The sequence below is a fragment of the Acidiphilium sp. AL genome (genome assembly GCF_025499445.1).
Taxonomy (GTDB): Bacteria; Pseudomonadota; Alphaproteobacteria; order Acetobacterales; family Acetobacteraceae; genus Acidiphilium; species Acidiphilium iwatense.
Genome location: NZ_JAIMBZ010000015.1, coordinates 35727 through 57450, shown reverse-complemented (window position 1 = coordinate 57450; position 21724 = coordinate 35727). Strand labels below are relative to the sequence as shown.

Below are 21724 nucleotides of genomic sequence, written 5' to 3'. Positions count from 1 at the left end.
AGACCCTCGATGACCTCCCTGACCTTGGAATCTCCCGGACATGCCGGCAATCCGCTCGATATCGTCGAACAGGTGATCGCGGCCAATGACTGGGCGTTCGACCGCCGCAGCGACAGTGAAATCGCCGCCGAAGCACCCGGCCGCTGGTGCGATTACGGGCTTTATTTTTCATGGTCGCATGAAATCTCGGTCATGCATTTCTCCTGCGCTTTCGACCTGAAGGCGCCGGAGCGGCGGCGTACCGCGCTCTACGAGCTGCTCGCCCGCGCCAACGAGAAATTATGGATCGGCCATTTCGGCATGGACCAGGACGACGGAATGCCGGTGTTCCGCCATTCCGTCCTGCTGCGCGGCGCGTCCGGCGCCTCGGCGGAAAGCGTCGAGGACATGGTGGATATCGCGGTCACCGAATGCGAGCGCTTTTTTCCGGCGTTCCAGTTCGTGCTGTGGGGCGGCAAGAGCCCAGACGAGGCACTGGCCGCCGCCATGCTGGAGTGTGTCGGCGAGGCATGACCGAGGCGTTGCCGCCGCTGCTGCTTCTGGGCGGCGGCAAGATGGGATCGGCGATGCTCGCCGGCTGGCGCGAGCGGGGGATTTCCCGCGTCGTCGTGGTCGATCCCGGCGCGCAGGCTGCATCGCTCGCCGACGGGCATGTCGTGGTAGTGGCTTCGGTGGATGCAATTCCGGCGGATTTCGCGCCCGGAGCAATCATTCTCGCGGTGAAACCCCAGGTCGCTTCCGAGGCGGTGGCGCCGCTCAGGCACCTTGCCGGCGGTGCCGCGATCGTCTCGATCATGGCGGGAAAAACCATCGCCTGGCTCGCATCCCAGTTCGGCGCCGGGGCGGCGGTGATCCGCGCGATGCCGAACACGCCCGCCGCCGTGCGCATGGGCATCACCGTGGCCTGCGCCGGGCCGAACGTCGCCCCGGATCAGCGCGATCTCGCCGAAACGCTGCTCGCCGCGGTGGGCGCGGTCGCGTTTGTCGAGGATGAAGCTCTGCTCGATCCGGTGACCGCGGTTTCCGGCGGAGGACCCGCCTATGTGTTTCTTCTGGCCGAATTGCTGGAAGCGGCGGCGGTCGAACAAGGCATTCCGCCCGAGCTTGCGCGCGATCTCGCCCGCCGGACGGTGATCGGCTCTGGCGCGCTGCTCGCCGCGAGCCCCGAGCCCGCCGAGGCGTTGCGCCGCGCCGTCACCAGCCCGAACGGCACCACCGAACGCGCGCTCGCCGTGCTGATGGAGCGATCCGCCTGGCCGGAGGCAATGTCGAAAGCGATCGCCGCCGCCACCGAACGCTCGCGGGAGCTGGCAAGGGGCTAATCGAAAATCGGCGCCTGCGGCACGCCCGCGATCGCGGCGGTGGATTGCAGGAACGGGGTCTGCGCGAATTCGGTGATCAGGAAATCCAGAATCGTGCGGGTGCGCGTCGGCACGTAGCGGCGGGTCGGCAGGATCGCGTAGACCTTCACCTTCATCGGGCAGAACGCGTCCAGCAGGGTGACCAGCCGTCCGGCATTGACATCGTCGATCGTGGTCAGGCGCGGCAGCATCGCGATGCCGAGGCCCGCGCGCGCCGCCCGGCGCACCGCTTCGCTGGAATCGGCGTGGAAGCGCCCCTGCACCGTCACCGTCTCCTCGGTGCCGTTGGTCGCGAAACGCCAGTTCCGGTCGATCCCCGGCCGGGTATAGACGATGCATTCATGCTTCAGCAGATCCTGTGGCGATTCCGGCGTGCCATGAGCCGCGAGATAGGCGGCCGACGCCACCAGTACCGAGGCGGCGCTGCCGATCACCCGCGTGATCACGCTGGCTTGCGTCGCCTCGGCGACCGAGATCGCGAGGTCGAGCCCTTCCTCGACCAGGTCGAACGGTCCGTCGCGCATTTTCAGGTCGATCGACATGTCCGGGAAGCGGGCGAAAAACTCCGGCAGCCGTGCCGCGAGATACATCCCCACCGAGGTCGGCACGCCGAGCCGGACCTGGCCCATCGGGGTTTTCTGTGCCGACCCGACACTGGCTTGCGCCGCTTCCATCGCCTCGACCACCGCGCGGGCGTGATCGAGAAACACCTGCCCGTCCTCGGTCAGGGACAGGCGCCGCGTGGTGCGCTGGATCAGCCGCACGCCGAGCTGATCCTCCAGGCCGGCGATCTGCCGCGAGACGACGGGCTGCGAGGTGTTCATCTCCCGCGCGACGGCGGAGAACGAGCCGCGCTCGGCAACCCGCACGAACGTATTGAGCAGCGTCAACTGGTCCATGGGGCGACCACCGTGTCAGTCGTGACCGGAAACATTCATTCTCCGCGACGCATGAGATAAATCCGAATTTCACGATATCGGTTAAGTCCGATTGTGAATATATTTCTGTCGTCATGGCCGCTATCAGTTTCGCCCGGTTGCGCCCGTCCGCTGCCGCGCTTTGCCGCGACCTGCCGCGCGACCTCATTTTTGCGTCGTGCACGGCGGCGGCGGCGCTGCTCGCGCTGTATCTCGCCATGGCGCTCAATCTCGACACGCCGCACTGGGCGGCCTGGACGGTGCTGACCGTCAGCCTGCCCTCGCCGGACCACGCGTTTTCCAAATCGCTCTACCGGATGATCGGCACGCTGGTGGGCGCGGCCATGGGCATCATCTTCATCGCCGCCTTCGCGCAAACCCCGCTGATATTCAGCGCCGCGATGGCGCTGTGGGCGGCGCTGTGCGTTTATATCGGCACCAGGGTCCGGCAATATCAGACCTATGCGCTGGCGCTGACCTGGCTGACCACCGGCATCGTCGCCTATGCGAGCGTGGCCGATCCCGGCAATGCTTTTACCATCGCGGTGAGCCGGACCGCCGAGGTCACGCTCGGGGTGGTCTGCGCCGGGCTTGCCGCGGCGCTGTTCGCCGGCCATCGGGCTCAGGGGCTGGCGCATGCGGCCTCGCCGGTGCCGGGACAGGCGATGCGCAACGCTGTCCGCGCGGCGCTGGCGATCGGGCTCGCGAGTCTGTTCTGGTATGTCTCGCAATGGCAGAACGGGCCGGATTTCGTGCTGATGTCCGGCGCGGCCACGACCCTGTTCGCCGCGCATCCCAGCAAGCTGACCGCGACGCTCGGGCTGTTGCGCGGCTTTCTGCTGGGCACCGCGCTCGGGCTGTTCGCCCGCTTCATCCTGTTCGCCCAGGGCGCCGATTTTTTCACCGAGGCGCTGATCCTGCTGCCGTTCCTGATTCTTGGCGGCCTCGGCGTGACCGATCCGCGCACCCAAGGGCCGGCGACCGGCTATAACCTGGCCTTCATGCTTGCCGCCGACCCGGCCAACCGGATCGATTTCGATCTCGGCGCCGCACTGAACACCGATCTTGCGATGATCCTCGGCGTGCTGTTCTCGATCGCCGCGTTCCTCGGCCTGGTGCCGATCCGCGAACTGCTGCGGCGGAGGCCGGCATGACCTTCCTTCCCCATCTCGCGGAGTTTTCGATCTTCGGTATCGGGATCGAGCCGGCGGTGCCGATGCTTCTGCTCGCGGTGGCGATCGCCGATGTGCTGCGCCGCGTGCTGACCCGGCTGGGGTTCGACCGGATGGTCTGGAACTGGCCGCTGTTCATGTTTGCCGTATTCGGCTGCATCGCCGGGGGATTGATCCTCGCGATGCCGCTGATCTGAGTCTTTGGAGATGGCTATGTTCGATTCGCCGCAGCGCGACGCCGTGCCGCAACAGGCCAAACCGCCGGCGCCGCGCCCCTATATGCCGGTGTTCTCGGTCCTGGCGACGATCCTCGTGGCGATCGGCGCGGTGTGGATCGGCGTTCTGGCCTGGACCCGCTACGACACCACGCCGTGGACGCGGGATGCGCGGGTGCGCGCCTTCGCCGTCGCGATCGCCCCGGAGATTTCCGGGCGGATCGATCAGGTCGATGTTCGCGCCAATCAGTTCGTCCGCAAGGGCGACGTGCTGATGCGCATCGACCCGAGCGATTTCGAAAACAGCCTCGCCGAAGCCAAGGCGGCACTTGCCGCCGATCAGGCGACGGCGCGGATGAAATTCGCCAATGCGCGGCGGCGGGCCAATCTGCCGTCGATCGCGGTTTCGGCGGAATCGCAGGAAAACACCCAGGCCGCCGCGCTCGCCGCCGCCGCCGCGGTTGCCGGCGCGAAAGCGCGGGTCGCGCAGGCGCTGCTCGATCTCAAGCGCACCGTGGTGCGCGCGCCGGTCACCGGCACGATCACCAATCTCACACTGCACGCCGGGGATTACGCCCATGCCGGGCAGAGCGCGCTCACCGTGGTCGATGCGCGGGATAGCTGGATCACCGCCTATTTCGAGGAAACCGAGCTTGCCCGGATCAAGCCGGGAGCGGCGGCGCGCATCAAGCTGATGGCCTATCCGGGCCGCATTCTGACCGGCCATGTCCAGGGGATCGGCCGGGGGATTTCGGTGGCGGACGCGCAAGCCTCGGCGGGCGGGCTGCCTGTCGTCAACCCGGTCTATTCCTGGGTGCGCCTGTCGCAGCGCATCCCGGTGCATATCGCGATCGACCACGTTCCGGCCGGGATTTTTCTCTCCGCCGGCATGACCGCGACCGTGCGGATTGTGGGAGCGCGCCGCCCATGAAAAAACCCCGCGCCTTGCGGCGCGGGGTTCGATTCAGGCCCTCGCGATCAGGCCGCCTTGGCGGTGTCCTGCTCGATCGTCGGGACCGCGGCTGGGGCCGCGGCTGAAATCGCGATCCGGCGCGGCTTCAGCGCCTCGGGGATCACGCGCTTCAGCGCCACGTGCAGCAGGCCGTTCTCCAGTGTCGCACCATCGACCACCATATGGTCGGCCAGCGCGAAGCGGCGCTCGAAGGCGCGGGCGGCGATGCCGCGATACAGCGTCTCGCCCTTGGCGGTCTCGCCGGCGATCTTGCCGCTGATGACGAGCGTGTTTTCCTTCACCGTCATTTCGATGTCCTCGGCGCGGAATCCGGCGACCGCCATGGTCAGGCGGTATTCCTCGCCGCTGAGCTTCTCGATGTTGTAAGGGGGATAGGCCGATGCACTCGCATCGGGAACGGCATCGAGCAATTGCTGAAGCCGGTCGAAGCCGATCGCGGTGCGGAACAGGGGTGAAAAGTCGAGAGTCATGGTAACCTCCTCGGTCAAGCAAGGTTTCGATCCGGGCTGTCGATTGACCAGCCCGTAGATAGGCGAAGGACCCAATGGCATCCTTCGCTCATAAATTTCGGTGTTCGATGGAGGGATTTCAACCCCTCGCGACTATGAGCCTATTCGCGGCCGATCCGGCAGGCATAGCAGCCGCGTTTCGCGTAATGCGCATGGATGTAGCGGATGCGCGCATCGGCGAAGAGCCGCTCGATCAGGCGTTCGACATCGGCGCCATCGACCAGATCGGCATCGACGATCATGTCCCGATCGTCGAATCCGCGCAGCGATAAAACCCGTCCCCGCAACGCGTTGGGCACCTCGTCAACCCGGTCGTAGGATTGGGTCGCGCCCTCCAGCACGAACACGGCATGGCGCGAGCGATAGGGGGTTCTGGCGGGAAGGTGTTCGTAATTGACCAGGATCACGGTCTCGCCGGGCACCCCGTCGCGCAGTTCGATGCGATCGGGAAAACCCGGCGTTTCATCGACGGTATAGCGCGCGGCGTCGAACCCGGCGAGTTCGGCGTCGGGCAAGCCGAACAGATGGCTGAACGGGGAGGCGGGCAGGCCGGTGATGCGAAAGGACATGGACAAACTCCGTCGGCATGATTGCCGCCGTCATCTGCCCGATGCTTTCGCGTGAAACACCCCGGTTCTTGCGGCCGAATTCCTGATCCGGCCGGAAAACCTTACTTCGTGCGCGCGCCGATGCTGGCGAAGCGCTTGTTGAATTTCGCGACCTGACCGCCGGAATCGACGATGCGATGCTGCCCGGTCCAGGCCGGGTGGGATTTCGGGTCGATGTCGAGGCGCAGCGTGTCGCCCGGTTTGCCGTAGCAGGACCGGGTCTTGAATTCGGTGCCGTCGGTCATGACCACGGTGATCTCGTGATAGTCGGGGTGGGTGTCGGGTTTCATCGCATAGCTCCTGGTTCGCGCCCGATGCCGACCGGCCGCGTCGGCCGGTCGCTTAGCCGCTCGGCGCGATCAAGGCAAGGCGCGGGCTGAAATCAGCCGAGAATTTTGGTCATGTAGACCCGCCGCAACCCCGTCTCCTCACCCCGGCGCGTCTCGACATAGCCGATCCGGGAGTAGAGCGCGATGTTTTCCGTCATTGCCTCGTTGGTATAGAGCCGGATCGAGCGATACCCCGCATCGCGGGCGGTTCGCTCGGCGAATTCCAGCAGCTTGCGGCCGAGACCGGTTTCCTGCGCCGCTGGGGCGACGGCGACATTGTCCAGAAGCAGCGTCTCCTGCTCGGGGATGAGCACGAGAAGACCCGCGACCGCACCGTCGCGTTCGACGACATGGACTCGTCCATCCTGGATGAGGGTTGCGTAGTTATCGCGCATCGGTCCGGGTTCGCGGCCGATGCGCGGCACATAATGGGAATAGGCGGCTTTGACGATCGCCTCGACGGCGGGGCAATCCTCCATCGTCGCGAGGCGCGGGTCGTCGCTCATGCCGGCGGGCCGGCTTCGCCGCCCGCGGCACCCCAGAAGATCACCCAGGCGGCGAAATCCTCGGAAAAATTCTCGAACCGGTGTTCGATGCCGGCTTCCACGAAAATGGCATCCTGCGGCGCGAAGCGACGGCGTTCGCCGCCTTTCACGAAATCGCCGGTGCCGCTCGCCACGATATAGAGTTCGTCCTGGGTATGCGGCTTCTGGATATCCCGGCCGCGCGGCGCATAGAGCCCGATTCGCATCGTGCCGTGGCGGAGACCGTAGAAAACCCTGGATACGTTGGGATCGTCCGGCAGTCTCGCCTCGGCGTCCCGCAGCGAAAACATCCAATCACCGTCCGGCATGGCGGATCGTCTCCCAAGTTGGCTGCTTGTGTGTGCAGGAGGCGGCCAGCCTCACGGTGCCGCCTGCTTCATCGTCTTGCCGCGTTCCGCCGCGCGCCAGAGATACCAGGCGGCGCTGCTGCGATAGGGTGCATAGGCTTCGCCGATCACCGCGAAATTGCGCGGCTTGGGCTGTTCCGCCAGCCCATGCAGCAGCCGGTAGCCTTCGCGCACGCCGAAATCGTCCACCGGGAATACATCGGGCCGGCCGAGAGTGAAGATCAGCAGCATTTCCACCGTCCAGCGGCCGATGCCGCGCACCATGCAGAGCCGCTCGATCAGCACCGCGTCGGTCATCCGGGCGGCGGCGCGGCGGCTCGGCACCGTGCCGTCGAGGCTGCGAGCCGCGATATCGCGCAGGGCGGCGATTTTCGCACCCGAAAAGCCGCAGCCGCGCAGCGCTGTCTCCGATAGCGACAGCAGCGTGGCGGGGTCGGGGATCGGGGTCGCGGCGAGTGCCGCCAGCCGCACCAGCATCGCCCCGGCGGCGCGGGCGTGCAATTGCTGATGCGCCACCGCCGAAATCAGCGCCTCATAAGGTTCGCGCGCCCGGTTCGGCTTCAGCCCGCACGGCCCGACCTCGCGGATCAGGGTGCCGAGCACCGGATCGGAGGCGGTCAGATGGGCGCGCGCCGCGCGGCTCATGGGAGCGTGCTCATTTCGAGGCAAACCCGGCCATGCGGGCGAGGCGCAGCCGCCATGCGGCGAGCCGGCGCGCGAGCCGGCCGCTTGCGCCGCCCCGGACGATCGCGCGCAGCCGGTTGCGGACCGGCGCGGTGCGCGCCAGCACCCAATCGCGGCCGGCGAGCGCCTTGTCGTGTGCTGTGGCAAACCACCGCACCGACATCAGGCTCGCTTCGCAGGATTGATAGATCCAGATGGCGAGCAGAATCGCGAAGCCCTTGACGAAGATCGCCACCGCCGTCGCGCCCAGCCAATTGCCCTTGACGAAGAGAAGCGTGGCCCAGAACCCGCTCAGATGGTCGATCACCTCGGGGATCAGGAACAGGAACACGACGATCAGCGGCGGCAGGCCCTGAAGGAAACGCCGCAGCCGCGCCACCGCCGGCAGCCGGGAGATCAGTTCGAGCAACGCCTTGGTGCCGCGCCAGATGATCCGGTCGAGAAACTCCAGCACCAGCGCGAGCGGCAGGAGTAGGGCATCCTCGACCGTGCGCCGCCAGCGGCGGCGGCGTGCCGCGCGGTCGAGTTCGGGCGATGCGGCGGGGTCGCTCATCAGCCTATCGTATCACGCGGCACCCCGCGCGCGATAGGGACGGTCAGGGATGCTGATCCTTCCGGTTCGGCTGCTGCGGGTGCGGTGTGGGACGCGGTGCCGGTGGATGGAATTGCTGCACCGGCGGGTGGAATTGTTGCGGCTGCGGGTGGAATTGCTGGGCCGGTGGGTGGAATTGCTGGGCCGGCGGATGGAATTGCTGCGGATGCGGCTGCGGGTGGGTCTGCTGAGCCGGCGGGTGGAACGGTTGCGGATGAATTTGCCCATGGTTTTGCAGGGCAGGCGGGCGCGGCACTTGCGGCATGCCTGGCCGCTGGACCGGCGCGGGAGTCATCGGCCGACCGATCGCCGCCGGAGTCAGGTGTCCCGGCGCCGGATGGAAGGGCGCGACACGGATTTGCGGCCGCATTGCCGGCCCGCGGACCGGCCCCGGATGCGCGACCGGCAGGCCACGTTCGGCGGCGAAGGGAGCCGGGCGCGGCGCCGGCGCCGGCGCGCGATGGGCGAGCGGGGTAGGCGCCGTCGGCAGCCGTCCGAAAGCGGGCATCGGATGCGGCCCGGCATGAGGGCTCGGTTGACCGTTCGGTCCATGGTTCGGTCCGGGCAGCGCGCCGTGCAGAGGCCCCGGTCCGGGATGGAATCCGGCCGGTGGCACCGGCCGCGCCGCCGCCAGAACCGTATGTGGCACCGGGCGGGCGAATCGCGCCACCGGGTCGCCCCGGCGCATCGCCACCACCGGCATCACCGTCGCTCCACCCCGGTTGATCAGTCGCGTCGGGCCGTAATTATTGATGACGGTACGGTTGATGATCGTCGTGTTGTTGATGTTGACGATCCGGTTGACGTTGCGGACATTGTAGTAGTTGACCTGTCTGATGTAGCGCGGTGGGCAGTGATACCACGGCAGATAGGGTTCGTCCGGCGCCAGCGGCACCCAGCCGATCGAGCCGGCGGCGAATGCGCCCGTCGTGATGCCGACGCTCAGCGACACGCCGGAGCCGACATCGAAGAAGCTCACCAGCGCCGGGGCGTAGACCGGCTGGTAATAGGCGGGTGCCGCATAGGCGATTGGCGCGGGCGCCCAGCCCCAGCGGCCGCCATATTGCACCCAGCGCCCGTAATGGAACGGTGCGAAACCCCATGGATCGTTATCCACCCAGGTCCAGCCCCACGGCGCCACATAGGCCCAGTGACCATCGCGATACGGCACCCAGCCGGCGGCCACGCGCGGATACCAGATGGCGCCATATTGCGGCGTCTGCGACCAGTTGCCGTATTGGGAAAGCTGGTAGGCGCCGGTCATCTGATCGACCACCGGCGGGACATAGGAGGGCGGCGCCGCATAGCGCACCGCCATCATCCGCATGGTGAACGGGTCGCGCTCCGCGCCGCCAAGAGCCGCCGTAACCGGATTGGCGCCTTGCAGCGTCGCGGTTTCCCCTGGGCCGATATTCAGCGATACGTCCTGGCCCTGCAACTGGGCGGCGCCGTTGATCACGGTGACCATGGTGGGGGTGTTCTGATCGCCCGCCAGAATGTCGTAGCGCCCGTTCCGGGTGATGTTCACCGTGCCGCGCGGCGTGGTGATCACGTAACTCGCGCCGGGGGCGAGGTAGCGCAGGTCGAGGAACGCCTCGCCCTGCGGCAGCGCCGCTTCCACAGTGCGCGGGCCGATGCTTGTCACCTGCAGTTCGGTCGCGCCGTTGAGGGTGATCCGGCTCCAGTCGATCGCGATGGCGGCCTGAGCGTTCGGCTGGGTATAGAGCGCGTCGCCGCCGGTGACCGGATAATTCAGCGCCGCCTGGGTCCAGCCGCCGGTCGCGGACCCGTCGAACGACACCGAACCGTTAAGCTGCGCGATCTGGCCGACCCGGCCCGGCGGGGCGGACGCGGTCTGGGCATGCGCCGCTTGCAGGGCCGGCAGGATCAGGCCGATCGCCGTGGTGAAAGCGAGAACGAAGCGGATGTTGGGGCGCATGGTTAGTCTCCGTATGACAGTATCGAGGATACAACGATCACACTACGACCCAATATCGCCCGGATCGCGGCGAGATGAAGGCGGCCCGTGTCCATCTGTTACAATTTAGACGCCTCCGCGCCTCATCCTCGCCATAAGAGGTATCCTATATATTGGCAGTGTGGTGGTTCTGGAGTTCCTACGTATTTGCGGTAGCAATTTTAGGAACTTCAAAACTGAAACCACACTGAAATCATATGTTTGCTAGCGTCCTTTCGATTCGGAAATTCGTAAAACACTCGCTTCAGCTACGACGAGTTTTCGAATCGGGACACTAGCGTTCAACGAGGTGCGATCATGAAACCGATGTTTCGCAAGATCCTTCTCATGACGGCGGTGGGTGCCGCGGCACTCGCGCTTTCCGGCTGCGTCTATTATCCCGGCTATGGTTACGGCTATGGCGGCTATGGCGGCTATGGTTACGGCGGCGGCTACTATGCTCCACCGGTTTCCGGCAGCGTCACGCTCGGCGGTGGCTGGTGGGGCGGTGGCGATGATTGGGGTGATGGCGGCGGCGATTGGGGTGACGGCGGCGGTTGGCGCGGCGGTGACGAGCGCCATTGAACCGCTCCCTTGCCAGAAGGCTGGTTCGTGCTTTATATGCACTGCAACAGAGCAGTGCTCGTAGATGCGGCGTAACCGCCGCCGGCCCTGTTCACTGGATGCTTCGTACCCATTAGCAGGTGCGGCATCCCAGGTTGGCCTCGGTCGCAATACCGGACGCTTTTGCCGGGTAGCTGTTCTACGCACGCTTCCTTCAACCTTATTGTCGCCTCCCCGGCATGTGCCGGAGCGGCGGTTTTGAAAGCATTGTTCTTGACCCTCTTTACCGAACTCGGCCTTGCCGAGCCCGTGCTGCGCGCCGTCGTGGCCGAATCCTACACCACCCCCACCCCGATCCAGGCCCAGGCGATCCCCGTGGTTCTCGCGGGGGCCGATCTGATCGGCATCGCCCAGACCGGCACCGGCAAGACCGCCGCCTTCGTGCTGCCGCTGCTGCATAAGCTCGCGGAGCAGCGTCAGGCGCCGGAAGCGCGCACCTGCCGCGCGCTGATCCTCGCGCCCACCCGCGAGCTTGCCCAGCAGATCGCCGAAAGCACCCGCGCCTACGGCAAGTTCATCCGCCCCCGCGTCGCGGTGGTGATCGGCGGTGCGAAACCCGGCCCGCAGGCGCGGCAGTTGCTGGCGGGGCTCGACATCGTGGTCGCGACCCCAGGGCGCCTGCTCGATCACATCGCCACCGGCGTTTTCAGGCTGGATGCGACCGATACGATCGTTCTGGACGAAGCCGATCAGATGCTCGATCTCGGCTTCATGCCGGCGATCCGCCGCATCATGGCGATGCTGCCCGCGCGGCGCCAGACCATGCTGTTTTCGGCGACCATGCCGAAGCCGATCCGCGCGCTCGCCACCGAGTTCCTGCGCGACCCGCGCGAGGTCGCGGTGACGCCGGAATCCCGCCCGATCGACCGGATCGACCAGCAGGTGATGCTGCTCGACGCGAACGCGAAGCGCACCGCGGTGGTGACGTTGCTCGCCGACCGCGCGGTCGAACGCGCCATCGTGTTCACCCGCACCAAGCACGGGGCGGACAAGCTCGTGAAGCATCTCGAGACCTCCGGCCTTACCGCCGCCGCGATCCATGGCAACAAGAGCCAGAGCCAGCGCGAGCGCGCGCTCGGCATGTTCCGCGACGGGCGCATCCGCATCCTGGTCGCGACCGACATCGCCGCGCGCGGCATCGATGTCGACGGCATTTCGCATGTCGTCAACTACGAATTGCCGAACGTGCCGGAATCCTATGTCCACCGGATCGGGCGCACCGCGCGGGCGGGCGCGAGCGGAGTGGCCGTGTCGTTCTGCGAGCCGGCCGAGCTGGCCTATCTGCGCGATATCGAGCGGCTGATCGGCCGCCAGTTGATCCCCGGCGGGGCGGTTCCGCCGCGCGGCGTCGCGCCGCCGCATCTGAACCGTGTGAACAATGCGCGCAATCATGCCCAGAATCACGGCAACGGCCATAACCCGGCGCATAAGCAGGAGCGGGGCCGTCAGCAGCACCGTCCGGGCGCCAGCGCATCGCACGGCAACCGGAGCCATGGCGAGCGCGCGGCGAACCGCGCCTGATTGTTTGCTAACGCCGCGCGGTCTGGTTTCATTGTTTGGCGAGCAAGTGAGCCGGTTCTGATTGAACGGAATGGTTCAATCGGAACCTACCTTGCTCTAATCAGGCCGCGCGGCCGTAATAGAGCGCCGAAACATGGGTCGCTTCGGCAAAGAACAGCCAGCGCTCGATGAACAATCCTGCCCCGGCGAGAACGACCGCCAGCGGTGCGGCGATCGCCGGCAGAACGCCGAACGTCGCGATCAGGGCCAACAGCGCGGGGAGCAAAAACGCCATAATCAGCACGATCCGGCGCAGCCTCGCCGCGTGCTTGCGGGCGATCTGATAACCCATTTCGCGCAGAATGTAGTTTTCGGTGAAGTGCGGCTGATCCAGCGGCTTGACCATGCCGAAATTCGCGAGACCGGTCGCCGAGGCGAGGGTCGCGAGCGGCGATTGTGCGTCGATGAAGCGCCAATAAGCGAGTTTCGCGCCAGCACCGATCAGGGCGGCGATTACCGCCACGATCCCCGCGATCAGCACGTGTCCGAACCACATGCCGAGCAGTGCCGCGAGCAGAACCGCCCCGGAAAACAGTGCGAAGATCAGGTAATCCGGCGCGGTATGCCGGTTGTGCCATTGGCGGATCGGCTTCAGGCTCGCATAGATCATCGCGGTGCAGAATACCGTGACCATGCCCAGGATCGCCGCGAGCAATCCCACCGCACGGGTCGCGATTGCTCCCGGTCCCATGAGCCACCACAGCGCCGCGAAGGCCATTGCCGGCGGATAGGTGAGCATCGAGGCGACACCTTCGCGCGACAGCCATGACGAACGCCATTGGCTGAACGCGCGCCACGCCCGTTCCGGCCGGCCGAGATGCAGGGTGGACGCGAGCAGACCCGCGCTCGCGAACGCCAGTCCGATCACCACCGCAACCGGCACGAACCAGGGCGATGCCGGCAGTGCGCGCGCGGAAGCGAACACGCCAAGCCAGGCCAGCAACCCATAGCCGAAGCCGGTCAGCGTGGTGAGCAGAAGAACGGAACTTGCCGGTGTCATCGCGACAGCACCCGGTCCACCAGATTGAGCAAGGCAGAGCCGACGCCCTTGCCGTTGCGCATCGGCGCTTCGGTGGGCTTGGTCGGGATCTGGGCGCGGCGCGGCGGCAGATATTTGTTCACCGGCTTGTAGCCGAGTTCCGGCATCAGATCGACGCCGCCGCGCGACGCCACCAGTTTCGAGACCTTGCTCTCGGGATCGCCCAGATCGCCGAAATGCCGCGCACGGGACGGGCAGGTCGCGACACAGGCGGGCTCGCGTTCGGCTTCCGGTAACGAGGTGTTATAGATGCGGTCGATGCACAGGGTGCATTTCTTCATCACTCCGGCATCCTCGTCGAACTCGCGCGCGCCATAGGGGCAGGCCCAGGAACATAGTTTGCAGCCGATGCAGATATCGGTGTTGACCAGAACGATGCCGTCTTCCGCCCGTTTGTAGGATGCGCCGGTGGGGCAGACGGTGACGCATTGCGGCTGCTCGCAATGCAGGCAGGAGCGCGGAAAATTCACCGTGCGGCCGCCGCAGTTGCTGTCTTCCGCTTCATAGGAATGGATGCGGTTGAACCAGACGCCGTCCGGCTCCGCGCCGTAGGGGGCATGATCGGGGAGCGGCGCGTAATGCCCGCCGGTATTCCATTCCTTGCAATTCACCGCACAGGCATGACAGCCGACGCAGGTATCGAGATCGATAACCAGCCCAAGTTTTTTCGCACCCGGCAGCGATTGCGGCAGGCTGGTCATCGCACGCCCTCCTTCGCACCAAAGCGCAGGATCGCCGGATTATTCACGGCAAATGGCGGATCGAGCGGCGCCATGCGCGGCTGGGTTTCGGCGATGGTGTCCGCCTCGCATTTTTCCAGCCGCACGGTGAGATCGAACCACGCCGCCTGTCCGGTCACCGGATCGGAATTGGATTGGCGCGCACCGCCGGCATCCGCCGGCAGATATTCCGAAATAATGTGGTTGAGCAGAAAGCCGCGCCGCGCTTCGGGGGCGTCCTTTGCGAGTGCCCAGGCGCCCGAGCGTTTGCCGATCGCGTTCCAGGTCCAGACCGTGCCGGGGTTGACGCCGTCCATCAGCCGGACCTGGCATTTCACCCGTCCGTTGCGGGATTCCACGAACACCCAATCTTCGTCAGCGAGATCGTGCGCCGCGGCGAGATCGCGGTGCAGATACAGCCGGTTTTCCGAAAGAATCTGGCGCAGCCACGCGTTTTGCGATCCCCAGGAATGATACATCGCCATCGGCCGCTGGGTGATCGCGTGCAGCGGGAAACGCTTTGTGTCCGTCAGCGTTTCCTCGACCGGTGGATACCAGATCGGCAGCGGGTCCATGACGCGGGCGATGCGCGCGCGCAGCCGCTCGGGCGGCAATCGGCTGCCATGGCCTTCGCCGGCGAGACAGAAACGTTGCATGATTTCGCTGTAGAGATGCAGAACGATCTGATCGTCGGACTCGACAAGCCCCATCGCCTTGGCACCCTCCAGATAGGCGCGGTTGGCGTGCTTGTAGTAGAGCTGTTCGGGCGGCAGATGGTGGCGCCAGAATCCGTGATTCTCCACATAGCGGCGAAGCTGATCCGGGTTCGGCGCACCCCGGCCGATCGCGGTGCCGTCTTCGCCGCGAAATCCCGCCAGCGGCCCGATACCGGGCTTGCGTTCGTGGCGGACCATGTAGTCGGCATAGCTCGCATAGAGCTTGTTGCCGGATTCGTCGACGAAATTCGGCAATCCAAGCCGGCCAGCAAGGTCGATCAGCACGTCCTGGAACGGCCGCACGTCGCGGTCGGGCTTGAGCACTGGCACGCGGATCGCATCGGCCGGGCCGTGCGCCGAGCCGATCGGCCGGTCCAGCAAGGAAATGCAGTCGTAGCGTTCGAGATAGGTGGTGTCGGGTAGCACGAGATCGGCATAGGCGACGGTTTCGGAGAAGAACGCATCGGCATAGATCACGAAGGGGATGCGATAATTGCCGCCGGCGTCCCGATCGGTCAGCATCCGGGTGGTTTCGCCGGGGTTCATCGCCGAGTTCCACGCCATGTTCGACATATACATGAACAGCGTGTCGATTTTGTCCGGCCCGGCTTCATGGGCCTCGGCGATCGCCATATGCATCAGCCCGTGAATGCCGAGCGGTGCGTCCCAGGAAAATGCGCGGTCGAGCCGCAGCGCCTCGCCCGCATCGTCCACCAGAAGATCGTCGGGCCCGCGCGGAAATCCTAACGGGGCGTTGGCAAGCGATCCGTCCGCATGGCGCCGCACGCCGCCCGGCGCGGGACCGGCGGGAATCGGCTTCGGGTAGGGCGATTTGTAGCGCCAGGAGCCGGGCGTATCCACCGCGCCGATCAGCATTTGCAGCACATGGATCGCGCGGCAGGTATGAAACCCGTTGGAATGGGCGGAAATGCCGCGCATCGCGTGCATCGCGACCGGCCTTCCGATCATAGTGGCGTGACGGCGGCCGGCGCTGTCGATCCAGGGTTGATCGAGGGTGAGCGCGTGATTGAACGCGATTTCGGCGATTTCCGCGGCGATCCGGCGGATTGTCGCGGCATCGACGCCGCAGCGTTGCGCGGCCGCTTCGGGCGCGTAGTCCGGCGCCGAATAACGCTCGGCCAGAAGTGCGAACGCCGGCCTGGCCTGTCTGCCATCGGGCAGGGAAAAGCTGCCGAGCAGCGCGGGATCGGTGCCGGTTGCCTGCGCATCGACGAACGCGCGGGTCGTCCGGTCATAGGCCAGGGGCTTGTCGAATTCATTGCGGATAAACAGTCCGTTACCTGGTTCGCCCGGCGCGTCGATCACCAGATAATGCGCGTTGGTATAGCGGATCAGGAATTCGGTATCGATGCTGCCCGATTCGAGCAGGCAATGGATCAGCGCGAGAACGAACAAACCGTCGGTACCCGGTGTGATGCCGATGAACTCGTCGGCGATCGCGGAATAGCCGGTGCGCACCGGATTGATCGAAACGAACTTCGCGCCGCGTTCCTTGAGCTTCGAAAGCCCCAGCTTGATCGGGTTGGAATCGTGGTCCTCGGCGACGCCGAACAGCAGAAACAGCTTGGCGTGCTCCCAGTCCGGCTCGCCGAATTCCCAGAATGCGCCGCCCAGCGAATAGATGCCGGCGGCGGCCATGTTGACCGAACAGAACCCGCCATGGGCGGCGAAGTTCATTGTGCCGAACATCTGCGCGAAATAGCCGGTGAGCGATTGCGACTGGTCGCGGCCAGTGAAGAAGGCTAGGCGGTTGGGGGCGGTCGCGCGGATTTTGGCGAGGCGCTCGGTTGCGATCGCCATCGCCTCGTCCCATTCGATTTCGATGAATTCGCCCGCGCCGCGCGGGCCGATCCGCTTGAGCGGCTTGCGCAGCCGGGCCGGCGACAGCGCCGTCATGATCCCCGCCGAACCTTTGCCGCACAGCACGCCGCGATTGACTGGATGGTCGCGATTGCCTTCGATGTAGCGCAGCGCACCGTTCTTCAGATGGACTTTGATGCCGCAGCGGCAGGCGCACATGTAGCAGGTGGTATAGGCCACCCGGTCGCCGACGGGTTCGGAATAGGCAATGCGGTCTTCGGGCATCGTGCACCTCTGCCACGACTATGGGAGCACCAATCCGGCTCGTCCACGGGCGGGTGGCGATGGAACCGATCGGTTACGGCGATCGGTTGCGCCGCGCCTGTCCTGCCGCGATCACTGCCTCCGCCAGCGCATCGATATCGGCCTCATTGGTGCGATGGTTGACGATGGCGGCGCGGATCGCGCGTTTGCCGCCGATCATGGTGGTGGACGGCACGAACGCTCCGGCCTCCTGCAGATCGGCGACGATATCGGCGTTGAGCGCATCGAGGTCATCGCCGCCGTCATCGTAGCGAAAGCACACGATGTTGAGCGGTACCGGGGCGAGACGGTTCAGGGCATTGGTCGCGTCGATCCGCGCGGCGAGGCGCTGGGCCAGCGCGCAGGTGCGATCGACGACGGCGCCGAGCCGGTCGGCCCCATAGCTTTGCATGGTCATCCAGACCTTCAGCGCCCGGAAGCCGCGCGACAGATCGGGGCCGAGATCGCAGGGCCAGGGCGCGCCGCCGGCGAGGCCGCGCGCGTCGCTGACCAGGTAATTCGCCGCCTGGGCGAAGGTATCGAGCATCAGACGTTCGTTGCGCACCAGGATGCAGCCGGAATCGTATTGCACCTGCGCCCATTTGTGAAAATCGAACGCCACCGAATCGGCCCGCTCGATGCCGGCGAGCAAACCGCGTTTGGTGGGCGAAAGTGCGGCGAGCGCGCCGAACGCGGCATCGGCATGGAACCACAGCCCATGCCGGGCGGCGATATCGGCAAGCGTCGCGAGATCGTCGATCGCGCCGGTATCCACCGCGCCCGCGGTGCCGACCAGAAAGAACGGGGTCATGCCGGAAGCGCGATCGGCGGCGATCCGCTCCTCCAGGGCGGCGAGATCGATCCGGCAATCGGCATCGGCCGGGATGCGGCGCAGCGCCTTGGTGCCGAGTCCCGCCATGTCGAACGCGCCGGGGACGCAGCGATGCACGCCCGCCTGGGCATAGCCCACGAGCTTTGCGCCCCTTAGCCCGTCGGCGCGCACCGGAGCACCCAGAACATGCCGCCGCGCGCATAGGAGCGAAATGAAATTGGCCATCGACGAGCCGGTGACCAGCAAGCCGCCGGTCTCGCGCGGCAGGCCGAGCATTCCGGCCGACCAGGCGATGACCTGCCGCTCGACGGCAAGCCCGACATGGTCGCGCCCGCCGCAATTCTCGTTGAGCCCGCCCGCCAGCAATTCGGCGAGCATCCCGGCCGGGTTGCCGCCGCCCTGCACCCAGCCCATGAAGCGCGGATGCGCATTGCCCGAAGCGTAGGGTGCTATGGTTTCGGCGAAATCCCGATAGGCTGCCTCGGCGCCGACACCCTGGCGCGGCAATTCGGCACGAAATCCGGCGCGCACCGGATCGGGCATCTGCTGCCACACTTTACCGTCGCGGATTGCGGCGAGCCGGTCGATCATGTCGTCGATCATGCGGTGGCCGAGCGCACGCAAATCGGTCCAGTCCTCGGGGTCGAGCGTGGTGCGGATTTCCGTCATGGCAACGGACTTATCGGCCTATCGGGCACGGGTAAAGGGCCGCGCCGGCCTCGCGTTCGAGGCGGCATGATCTACTACTTTGAGGACACGACCCCATAGGCCATCGCCTTGAACTGACGGATCGGCGGATGGCCGAGCACGTCGACCCGCCCTTCGCCATACATGTCGACGATCGCGCTGTGGCTCGCGAAAACCCGCAAATTTCCCTGTCCCCGGACCTCGACCTTGAGATCGCGCGCGTGCAGCGCCCCGGCATCGATCGAGACGACGCCGCGCGAGGCGATGTCGAGCCGCCGCACCGAGCCGGACAGCGTGGCCGCCGCGGCGCCGTGATTGTCGAGGGAAAACGTTTTCCCGGTGAGGCCGCTCAGTTTCGCGCGAATCCGGCCGCGCAGATCGAGGCTGGTGAGGCTGGGCGCGGTCACGGTGACGACGACCGTTTGGTGTTTCGGCATATAAAAGCCGCTGGGCCGGACGATGCCGAGCACGCCGCGCGACGCCGAGACCAGCAATGCATCGATGACGTAGCGATTGCCGGTAAGGCTGACCGTTTCCCGTGCCGATTCGGCAAAATCGAGGTGGAACCGGCCGGACAGGCGCAGCGCCGAGAACGCGCCGGGTCGGGGATGGGTGGTGACCGTGGCGGCGCGGGCCTGTGCCGCCACGGCGAGGGCTGCGAGCGATAGGGCGATGGCGCGACGGCATCCTTTGCCGCAATGGCCGGTGCGTTTTCGGACCATGTTCCGCTCCCGTCGATATTGAACGGTCGTTATGGCCGGTTCGGGGTTCCGCGCAACCGGAAAATCGGGCCGGATCAGTCGAAGCTGACCGACCCGACGCCGCTATTGGTGATCTGGCGGATTTTCGGGTTGCCGGCGATCGCCACCGACCCGGCCCCGCTGATCGAGACATGGCAGGACTGGCTGGCATAGGCGCGCAGCGAGCCGGCACCGCTGAGCCGGACGACCAGATCCTTTGCCATGAGCGAGCGCGCATCGACGCTGCCGGCCCCGCTGATCGATACCGAAACGTTCGCGACGGTGCCGGCAAGGGTCATCGATCCGGCACCGGACAGGCTCAGCACGAAGGTCGCGCCGGACAGGTCGCGGGCCCAGCCGCTTACGGCGCCGTCGATGCCGATCCGGTCGAGCGCGGGGGCGGTGACGACGAGGTCGAGCCTACGGCGTCCGAACAGGCCGAGGCCGTGCCGCTCGTCGACATGCAGCACGCCGTCCCGCACCCTGATCCGCACCCGGCGCAGCAGTGACGGCCTGGCCGTCGCCGTCACCGATTGAGCCGGCCCCTCGGTGAAGTCGAGATGGGCCGCGCCGTCGATCGCGATGGCGTGGAACGGCGGCAGCGCGAAATGTTTGGTGCGCGCCTCGGCCGGTGCCGATGCCGCCACCAGGATGGCCGCCGCGCCGAGCGCGATGAGCGGAGCGCGCATCACAATACGAAAATCGCGGTGTGCGTTGCCGTGGCGGCGTGACGGCCGCCAGTCGCGGCGTCGCCGGCACCGCCGGCGAGCGCCAGGGCGAAGGAGACGACAAGCATGGCGGCCAGGGCGAAGCCGATCACCGGGCCGGCGAGCATGGCGAGCCGGGCGAGCCGCACCTCGCGCGGCGCCTCCGGTGCTGCGAGCGCACCGGGAGACCAGCTTGGCGGCGGTTCCTCAGGAGTGCGGTATTTTACCAGTTTTTCAGTCATAGCCGTGTCCTCACGAGACAATCACATGTTAGAGCGAATCGAAGCGCCGGCGCAACAGACGATCGGGGTCGGCGGCGCGGGCCTCCAGCTCGGCGAGCCGGAGGTCGAGAGTGGCGAAACGGGAGGCGAGACCGTCGATCGGCGGGACCGGCGGCGGGTGGTCGCCAAAATCGGGCCGGCGCGGTGGGGCGACGCGATCGCGCAGGGCCGACAACCGTTGGGCGAAAGGCGTTCTGCCGTGGCGGATGAAGGCGGCGCAGGCGAGATAGGCCAGGACGATGACGATCGGGTGCCAGAGCAGGAGCAGCACCGCGACGGCACGGATGATCCAGACCGGCACCCCGACCATCGCGGCGAGCGAGGCGCAGACGCCGGCGGCCATGCCGCGCCGCGGCGGGGTGCTGGTGCTGAAGTCGTATTGGCTCATGGTGGTGCTCATGATTGCGATTCCTGGTCAGACCTTGGTGCCGAATTGTCGTTCGGCATCGAGCAAGGCGCGTTCGAGTGTCGCGACTCGGGATTCGAGCCGCTGCGCGGTCGCCTGCAGCCCGTCGATCGCCTGCCGGTCGGCGGTGGAGAGACCGGCGCCATGGGCGCGCAGGTAGACTTTGTAGGCCGAGAGCGCGTAGGCGCCGGCGATCGCGATGATCGGGATCATCAGGGCCAGGAAACTTGACATGAAACCTTCTCTCCTTGCGTGCGTTGTTACGCTGCCTTGTCTTCCGGCTTGATCCGCGATTTCAACTCGGCGAGTTCGCGCTCGACCTTGTCGTCCGCTTCAAGGGCGGCGAATTCCTCGCTCACCGTGGGCGCTGCCGGGCGGCGGCCGAGATCATAGGCCTCGGCGCGGCCTTCCATCATGTCGAGATTGCGCTCGACCTGCTCGAACCGGGCGAAGGCGTCGGTCACCCGCTCGTCGTAGAGCGACTGTTTCACCCGCAGCCGCGTGGTCGCACTTTGCTGGCGGAGTAGGATGGATTTTTCGCGCCCCTTGGCATCGTCGAGCTTGGTCTGGAGCTTGCCGACATCCTCGTTCTGCTGGGCGATGGCACCCTGAACCGCCTCGATCTGCGCTTGCGCCGCCGCGATCGCCTGCGCTGCGCGGCTTTTGGCGAGCAGCGCGGCCTTGGCGAGATCCTCGCGGCCGCGCTGCACGGCGAATTCCGCCTTGCGGTGCCATTCGTCCTGATCGCGGGTGAGGGCAGTGATGCGGCGTTCGAGTTCGCGCCGCTCGGCGATCAGCCGCACCGCGGCGGAGCGCACCTCGACCAGCGTATCCTCCATCTCCTGGATCACCAGACGGATCAGCTTCTGGGGGTCTTCCGCGCGATCGAGCATGGCGTTGAGGTTGGAGTTCACGATGTCGGATAGGCGCGAGAAAACTCCCATGGAACCCTCCTATCGGGTGAGAAATCGTTTCTGAAAACCATGTTGCATGTCCCGTGCCAACTGTGTCGAGCGTCACGAGTGCGGCTAACCCGTTGATTCGCAGAGGTCGGGATTGCAAGCCGGCTTGGAATATTGC

26 protein-coding genes are annotated in these 21724 nt (G+C 66.2%); 7 read left to right on the top strand and 19 right to left on the bottom strand.

What is annotated here, in order from left to right:
• The first annotated feature begins 9 nt into the window (after positions 1-9).
• Both AiwAL_RS10705 and proC read left to right on the top strand, forming a co-directional pair.
• Positions 10-513, top strand: coding sequence for a YbjN domain-containing protein (locus AiwAL_RS10705; RefSeq protein WP_235702332.1), 504 nt, complete (start codon positions 10-12; stop codon positions 511-513).
• Positions 510-1322, top strand: coding sequence for a pyrroline-5-carboxylate reductase (gene proC / locus AiwAL_RS10700; RefSeq protein ID WP_235702333.1), 813 nt, complete (start codon positions 510-512; stop codon positions 1320-1322). The genes AiwAL_RS10705 and proC overlap by 4 nt, the downstream gene beginning before the upstream one ends.
• Here proC and AiwAL_RS10695 read toward each other — a convergent pair.
• Positions 1319-2260: a LysR family transcriptional regulator gene (locus AiwAL_RS10695; protein ID WP_235702334.1), complete on the bottom strand. Its 942-nt coding sequence runs from the start codon at positions 2258-2260 to the stop codon at positions 1319-1321. The two genes, proC and AiwAL_RS10695, sit on opposite strands and share 4 nt — an antisense overlap.
• Before the next feature lie 113 nt (positions 2261-2373).
• Between AiwAL_RS10695 and AiwAL_RS10690 the strand changes: the two genes are divergently transcribed.
• The 3 genes from AiwAL_RS10690 to AiwAL_RS10680 are packed head-to-tail and all read left to right on the top strand — an operon-like array spanning position 2374 to position 4596.
• Positions 2374-3432, top strand: a complete 1059-nt coding sequence (locus tag AiwAL_RS10690; protein ID WP_235702335.1) for an FUSC family protein — start codon at positions 2374-2376, stop codon at positions 3430-3432.
• Positions 3429-3647 carry a DUF1656 domain-containing protein gene (locus tag AiwAL_RS10685; RefSeq protein ID WP_235702336.1) on the top strand — a complete coding sequence of 73 codons (219 nt, stop codon included), beginning with the start codon at positions 3429-3431 and terminating at the stop codon, positions 3645-3647. The genes AiwAL_RS10690 and AiwAL_RS10685 overlap by 4 nt, the downstream gene beginning before the upstream one ends.
• A 16-nt stretch (positions 3648-3663) precedes the next feature.
• Positions 3664-4596 (top strand): HlyD family secretion protein, encoded by a 933-nt coding sequence (locus AiwAL_RS10680; RefSeq protein WP_235702337.1) that lies wholly within the window; start codon positions 3664-3666, stop codon positions 4594-4596.
• A 47-nt stretch (positions 4597-4643) separates the two neighbouring features.
• On the opposite strand, the gene AiwAL_RS10675 is transcribed toward AiwAL_RS10680, so the two are convergent.
• From AiwAL_RS10675 to AiwAL_RS10640, 8 genes are all read right to left on the bottom strand, one after another.
• Positions 4644-5108: an Hsp20 family protein gene (locus tag AiwAL_RS10675; RefSeq protein ID WP_235702338.1), complete on the bottom strand. Its 465-nt coding sequence runs from the start codon at positions 5106-5108 to the stop codon at positions 4644-4646.
• A gap of 140 nt (positions 5109-5248) precedes the next feature.
• Entirely contained in the window at positions 5249-5716 is a 468-nt protein-coding gene (locus tag AiwAL_RS10670; protein WP_235702339.1) for a DUF1203 domain-containing protein, read from the bottom strand.
• Positions 5717-5817: 101 nt separating this feature from the next.
• Positions 5818-6045, bottom strand: coding sequence for a 50S ribosomal protein L31 (gene rpmE / locus AiwAL_RS10665; protein WP_235702340.1), 228 nt, complete (start codon positions 6043-6045; stop codon positions 5818-5820).
• A 92-nt stretch (positions 6046-6137) separates the two neighbouring features.
• On the bottom strand, positions 6138-6590 hold the full coding sequence (locus tag AiwAL_RS10660; protein ID WP_262312676.1) for a GNAT family N-acetyltransferase: 453 nt from the start codon (positions 6588-6590) through the stop codon (positions 6138-6140).
• A complete protein-coding gene (locus AiwAL_RS10655; protein WP_235702342.1) occupies positions 6587-6937 on the bottom strand; it encodes a cupin domain-containing protein in 351 nt (116 codons plus the stop codon). The genes AiwAL_RS10660 and AiwAL_RS10655 overlap by 4 nt, the downstream gene beginning before the upstream one ends.
• A 51-nt stretch (positions 6938-6988) precedes the next feature.
• Positions 6989-7621, bottom strand: a complete 633-nt coding sequence (locus AiwAL_RS10650) for a DNA-3-methyladenine glycosylase (protein WP_235702343.1) — start codon at positions 7619-7621, stop codon at positions 6989-6991.
• A 10-nt stretch (positions 7622-7631) separates the two neighbouring features.
• A complete protein-coding gene (locus AiwAL_RS10645; RefSeq protein ID WP_235702344.1) occupies positions 7632-8213 on the bottom strand; it encodes a hypothetical protein in 582 nt (193 codons plus the stop codon).
• 43 nt (positions 8214-8256) lie between these two features.
• The gene (locus AiwAL_RS10640; RefSeq protein WP_262312675.1) at positions 8257-10191 is read right to left on the bottom strand and encodes a DUF6600 domain-containing protein; all 1935 of its coding nucleotides are present in this window, start codon (positions 10189-10191) and stop codon (positions 8257-8259) included.
• A 336-nt stretch (positions 10192-10527) separates the two neighbouring features.
• Between AiwAL_RS10640 and AiwAL_RS10635 the strand changes: the two genes are divergently transcribed.
• Both AiwAL_RS10635 and AiwAL_RS10630 read left to right on the top strand, forming a co-directional pair.
• The gene (locus AiwAL_RS10635; RefSeq protein WP_262312674.1) at positions 10528-10794 is read left to right on the top strand and encodes a hypothetical protein; all 267 of its coding nucleotides are present in this window, start codon (positions 10528-10530) and stop codon (positions 10792-10794) included.
• A 252-nt stretch (positions 10795-11046) separates the two neighbouring features.
• Complete coding sequence (locus AiwAL_RS10630; protein WP_262312673.1) at positions 11047-12354, top strand: DEAD/DEAH box helicase; 1308 nt, start codon at positions 11047-11049, stop codon at positions 12352-12354.
• A gap of 100 nt (positions 12355-12454) precedes the next feature.
• On the opposite strand, the gene AiwAL_RS10625 is transcribed toward AiwAL_RS10630, so the two are convergent.
• The 10 genes from AiwAL_RS10625 to pspA form a co-directional block, all read right to left on the bottom strand.
• Complete coding sequence (locus AiwAL_RS10625; RefSeq protein WP_235702348.1) at positions 12455-13393, bottom strand: DmsC/YnfH family molybdoenzyme membrane anchor subunit; 939 nt, start codon at positions 13391-13393, stop codon at positions 12455-12457.
• Positions 13390-14133, bottom strand: coding sequence for a 4Fe-4S dicluster domain-containing protein (locus tag AiwAL_RS10620; protein ID WP_235702349.1), 744 nt, complete (start codon positions 14131-14133; stop codon positions 13390-13392). The genes AiwAL_RS10625 and AiwAL_RS10620 overlap by 4 nt, the downstream gene beginning before the upstream one ends.
• A complete protein-coding gene (locus tag AiwAL_RS10615) occupies positions 14130-16973 on the bottom strand; it encodes a molybdopterin oxidoreductase family protein (RefSeq protein WP_235702350.1) in 2844 nt (947 codons plus the stop codon). Before AiwAL_RS10615 ends, AiwAL_RS10620 begins: the two co-directional genes overlap by 4 nt.
• A gap of 73 nt (positions 16974-17046) precedes the next feature.
• Positions 17047-18492 carry a pyridoxal-dependent decarboxylase gene (locus AiwAL_RS10610; RefSeq protein ID WP_235702351.1) on the bottom strand — a complete coding sequence of 482 codons (1446 nt, stop codon included), beginning with the start codon at positions 18490-18492 and terminating at the stop codon, positions 17047-17049.
• A 74-nt stretch (positions 18493-18566) separates the two neighbouring features.
• Positions 18567-19232: a head GIN domain-containing protein gene (locus tag AiwAL_RS10605; RefSeq protein WP_235702352.1), complete on the bottom strand. Its 666-nt coding sequence runs from the start codon at positions 19230-19232 to the stop codon at positions 18567-18569.
• A 74-nt stretch (positions 19233-19306) separates the two neighbouring features.
• Positions 19307-19939: a GIN domain-containing protein gene (locus AiwAL_RS10600; RefSeq protein ID WP_235702353.1), complete on the bottom strand. Its 633-nt coding sequence runs from the start codon at positions 19937-19939 to the stop codon at positions 19307-19309.
• Positions 19939-20199: a hypothetical protein gene (locus AiwAL_RS10595; protein ID WP_235702354.1), complete on the bottom strand. Its 261-nt coding sequence runs from the start codon at positions 20197-20199 to the stop codon at positions 19939-19941. The genes AiwAL_RS10600 and AiwAL_RS10595 overlap by 1 nt, the downstream gene beginning before the upstream one ends.
• Before the next feature lie 28 nt (positions 20200-20227).
• The gene (locus AiwAL_RS10590) at positions 20228-20638 is read right to left on the bottom strand and encodes a PspC domain-containing protein (protein WP_235702355.1); all 411 of its coding nucleotides are present in this window, start codon (positions 20636-20638) and stop codon (positions 20228-20230) included.
• A 15-nt stretch (positions 20639-20653) separates the two neighbouring features.
• On the bottom strand, positions 20654-20878 hold the full coding sequence (locus tag AiwAL_RS10585; RefSeq protein ID WP_235702356.1) for a phage shock protein B: 225 nt from the start codon (positions 20876-20878) through the stop codon (positions 20654-20656).
• Positions 20879-20904: 26 nt separating this feature from the next.
• Positions 20905-21588, bottom strand: coding sequence for a phage shock protein PspA (pspA, locus tag AiwAL_RS10580; protein WP_262312672.1), 684 nt, complete (start codon positions 21586-21588; stop codon positions 20905-20907).
• Between the last annotated feature and the right edge of the window lie 136 nt (positions 21589-21724).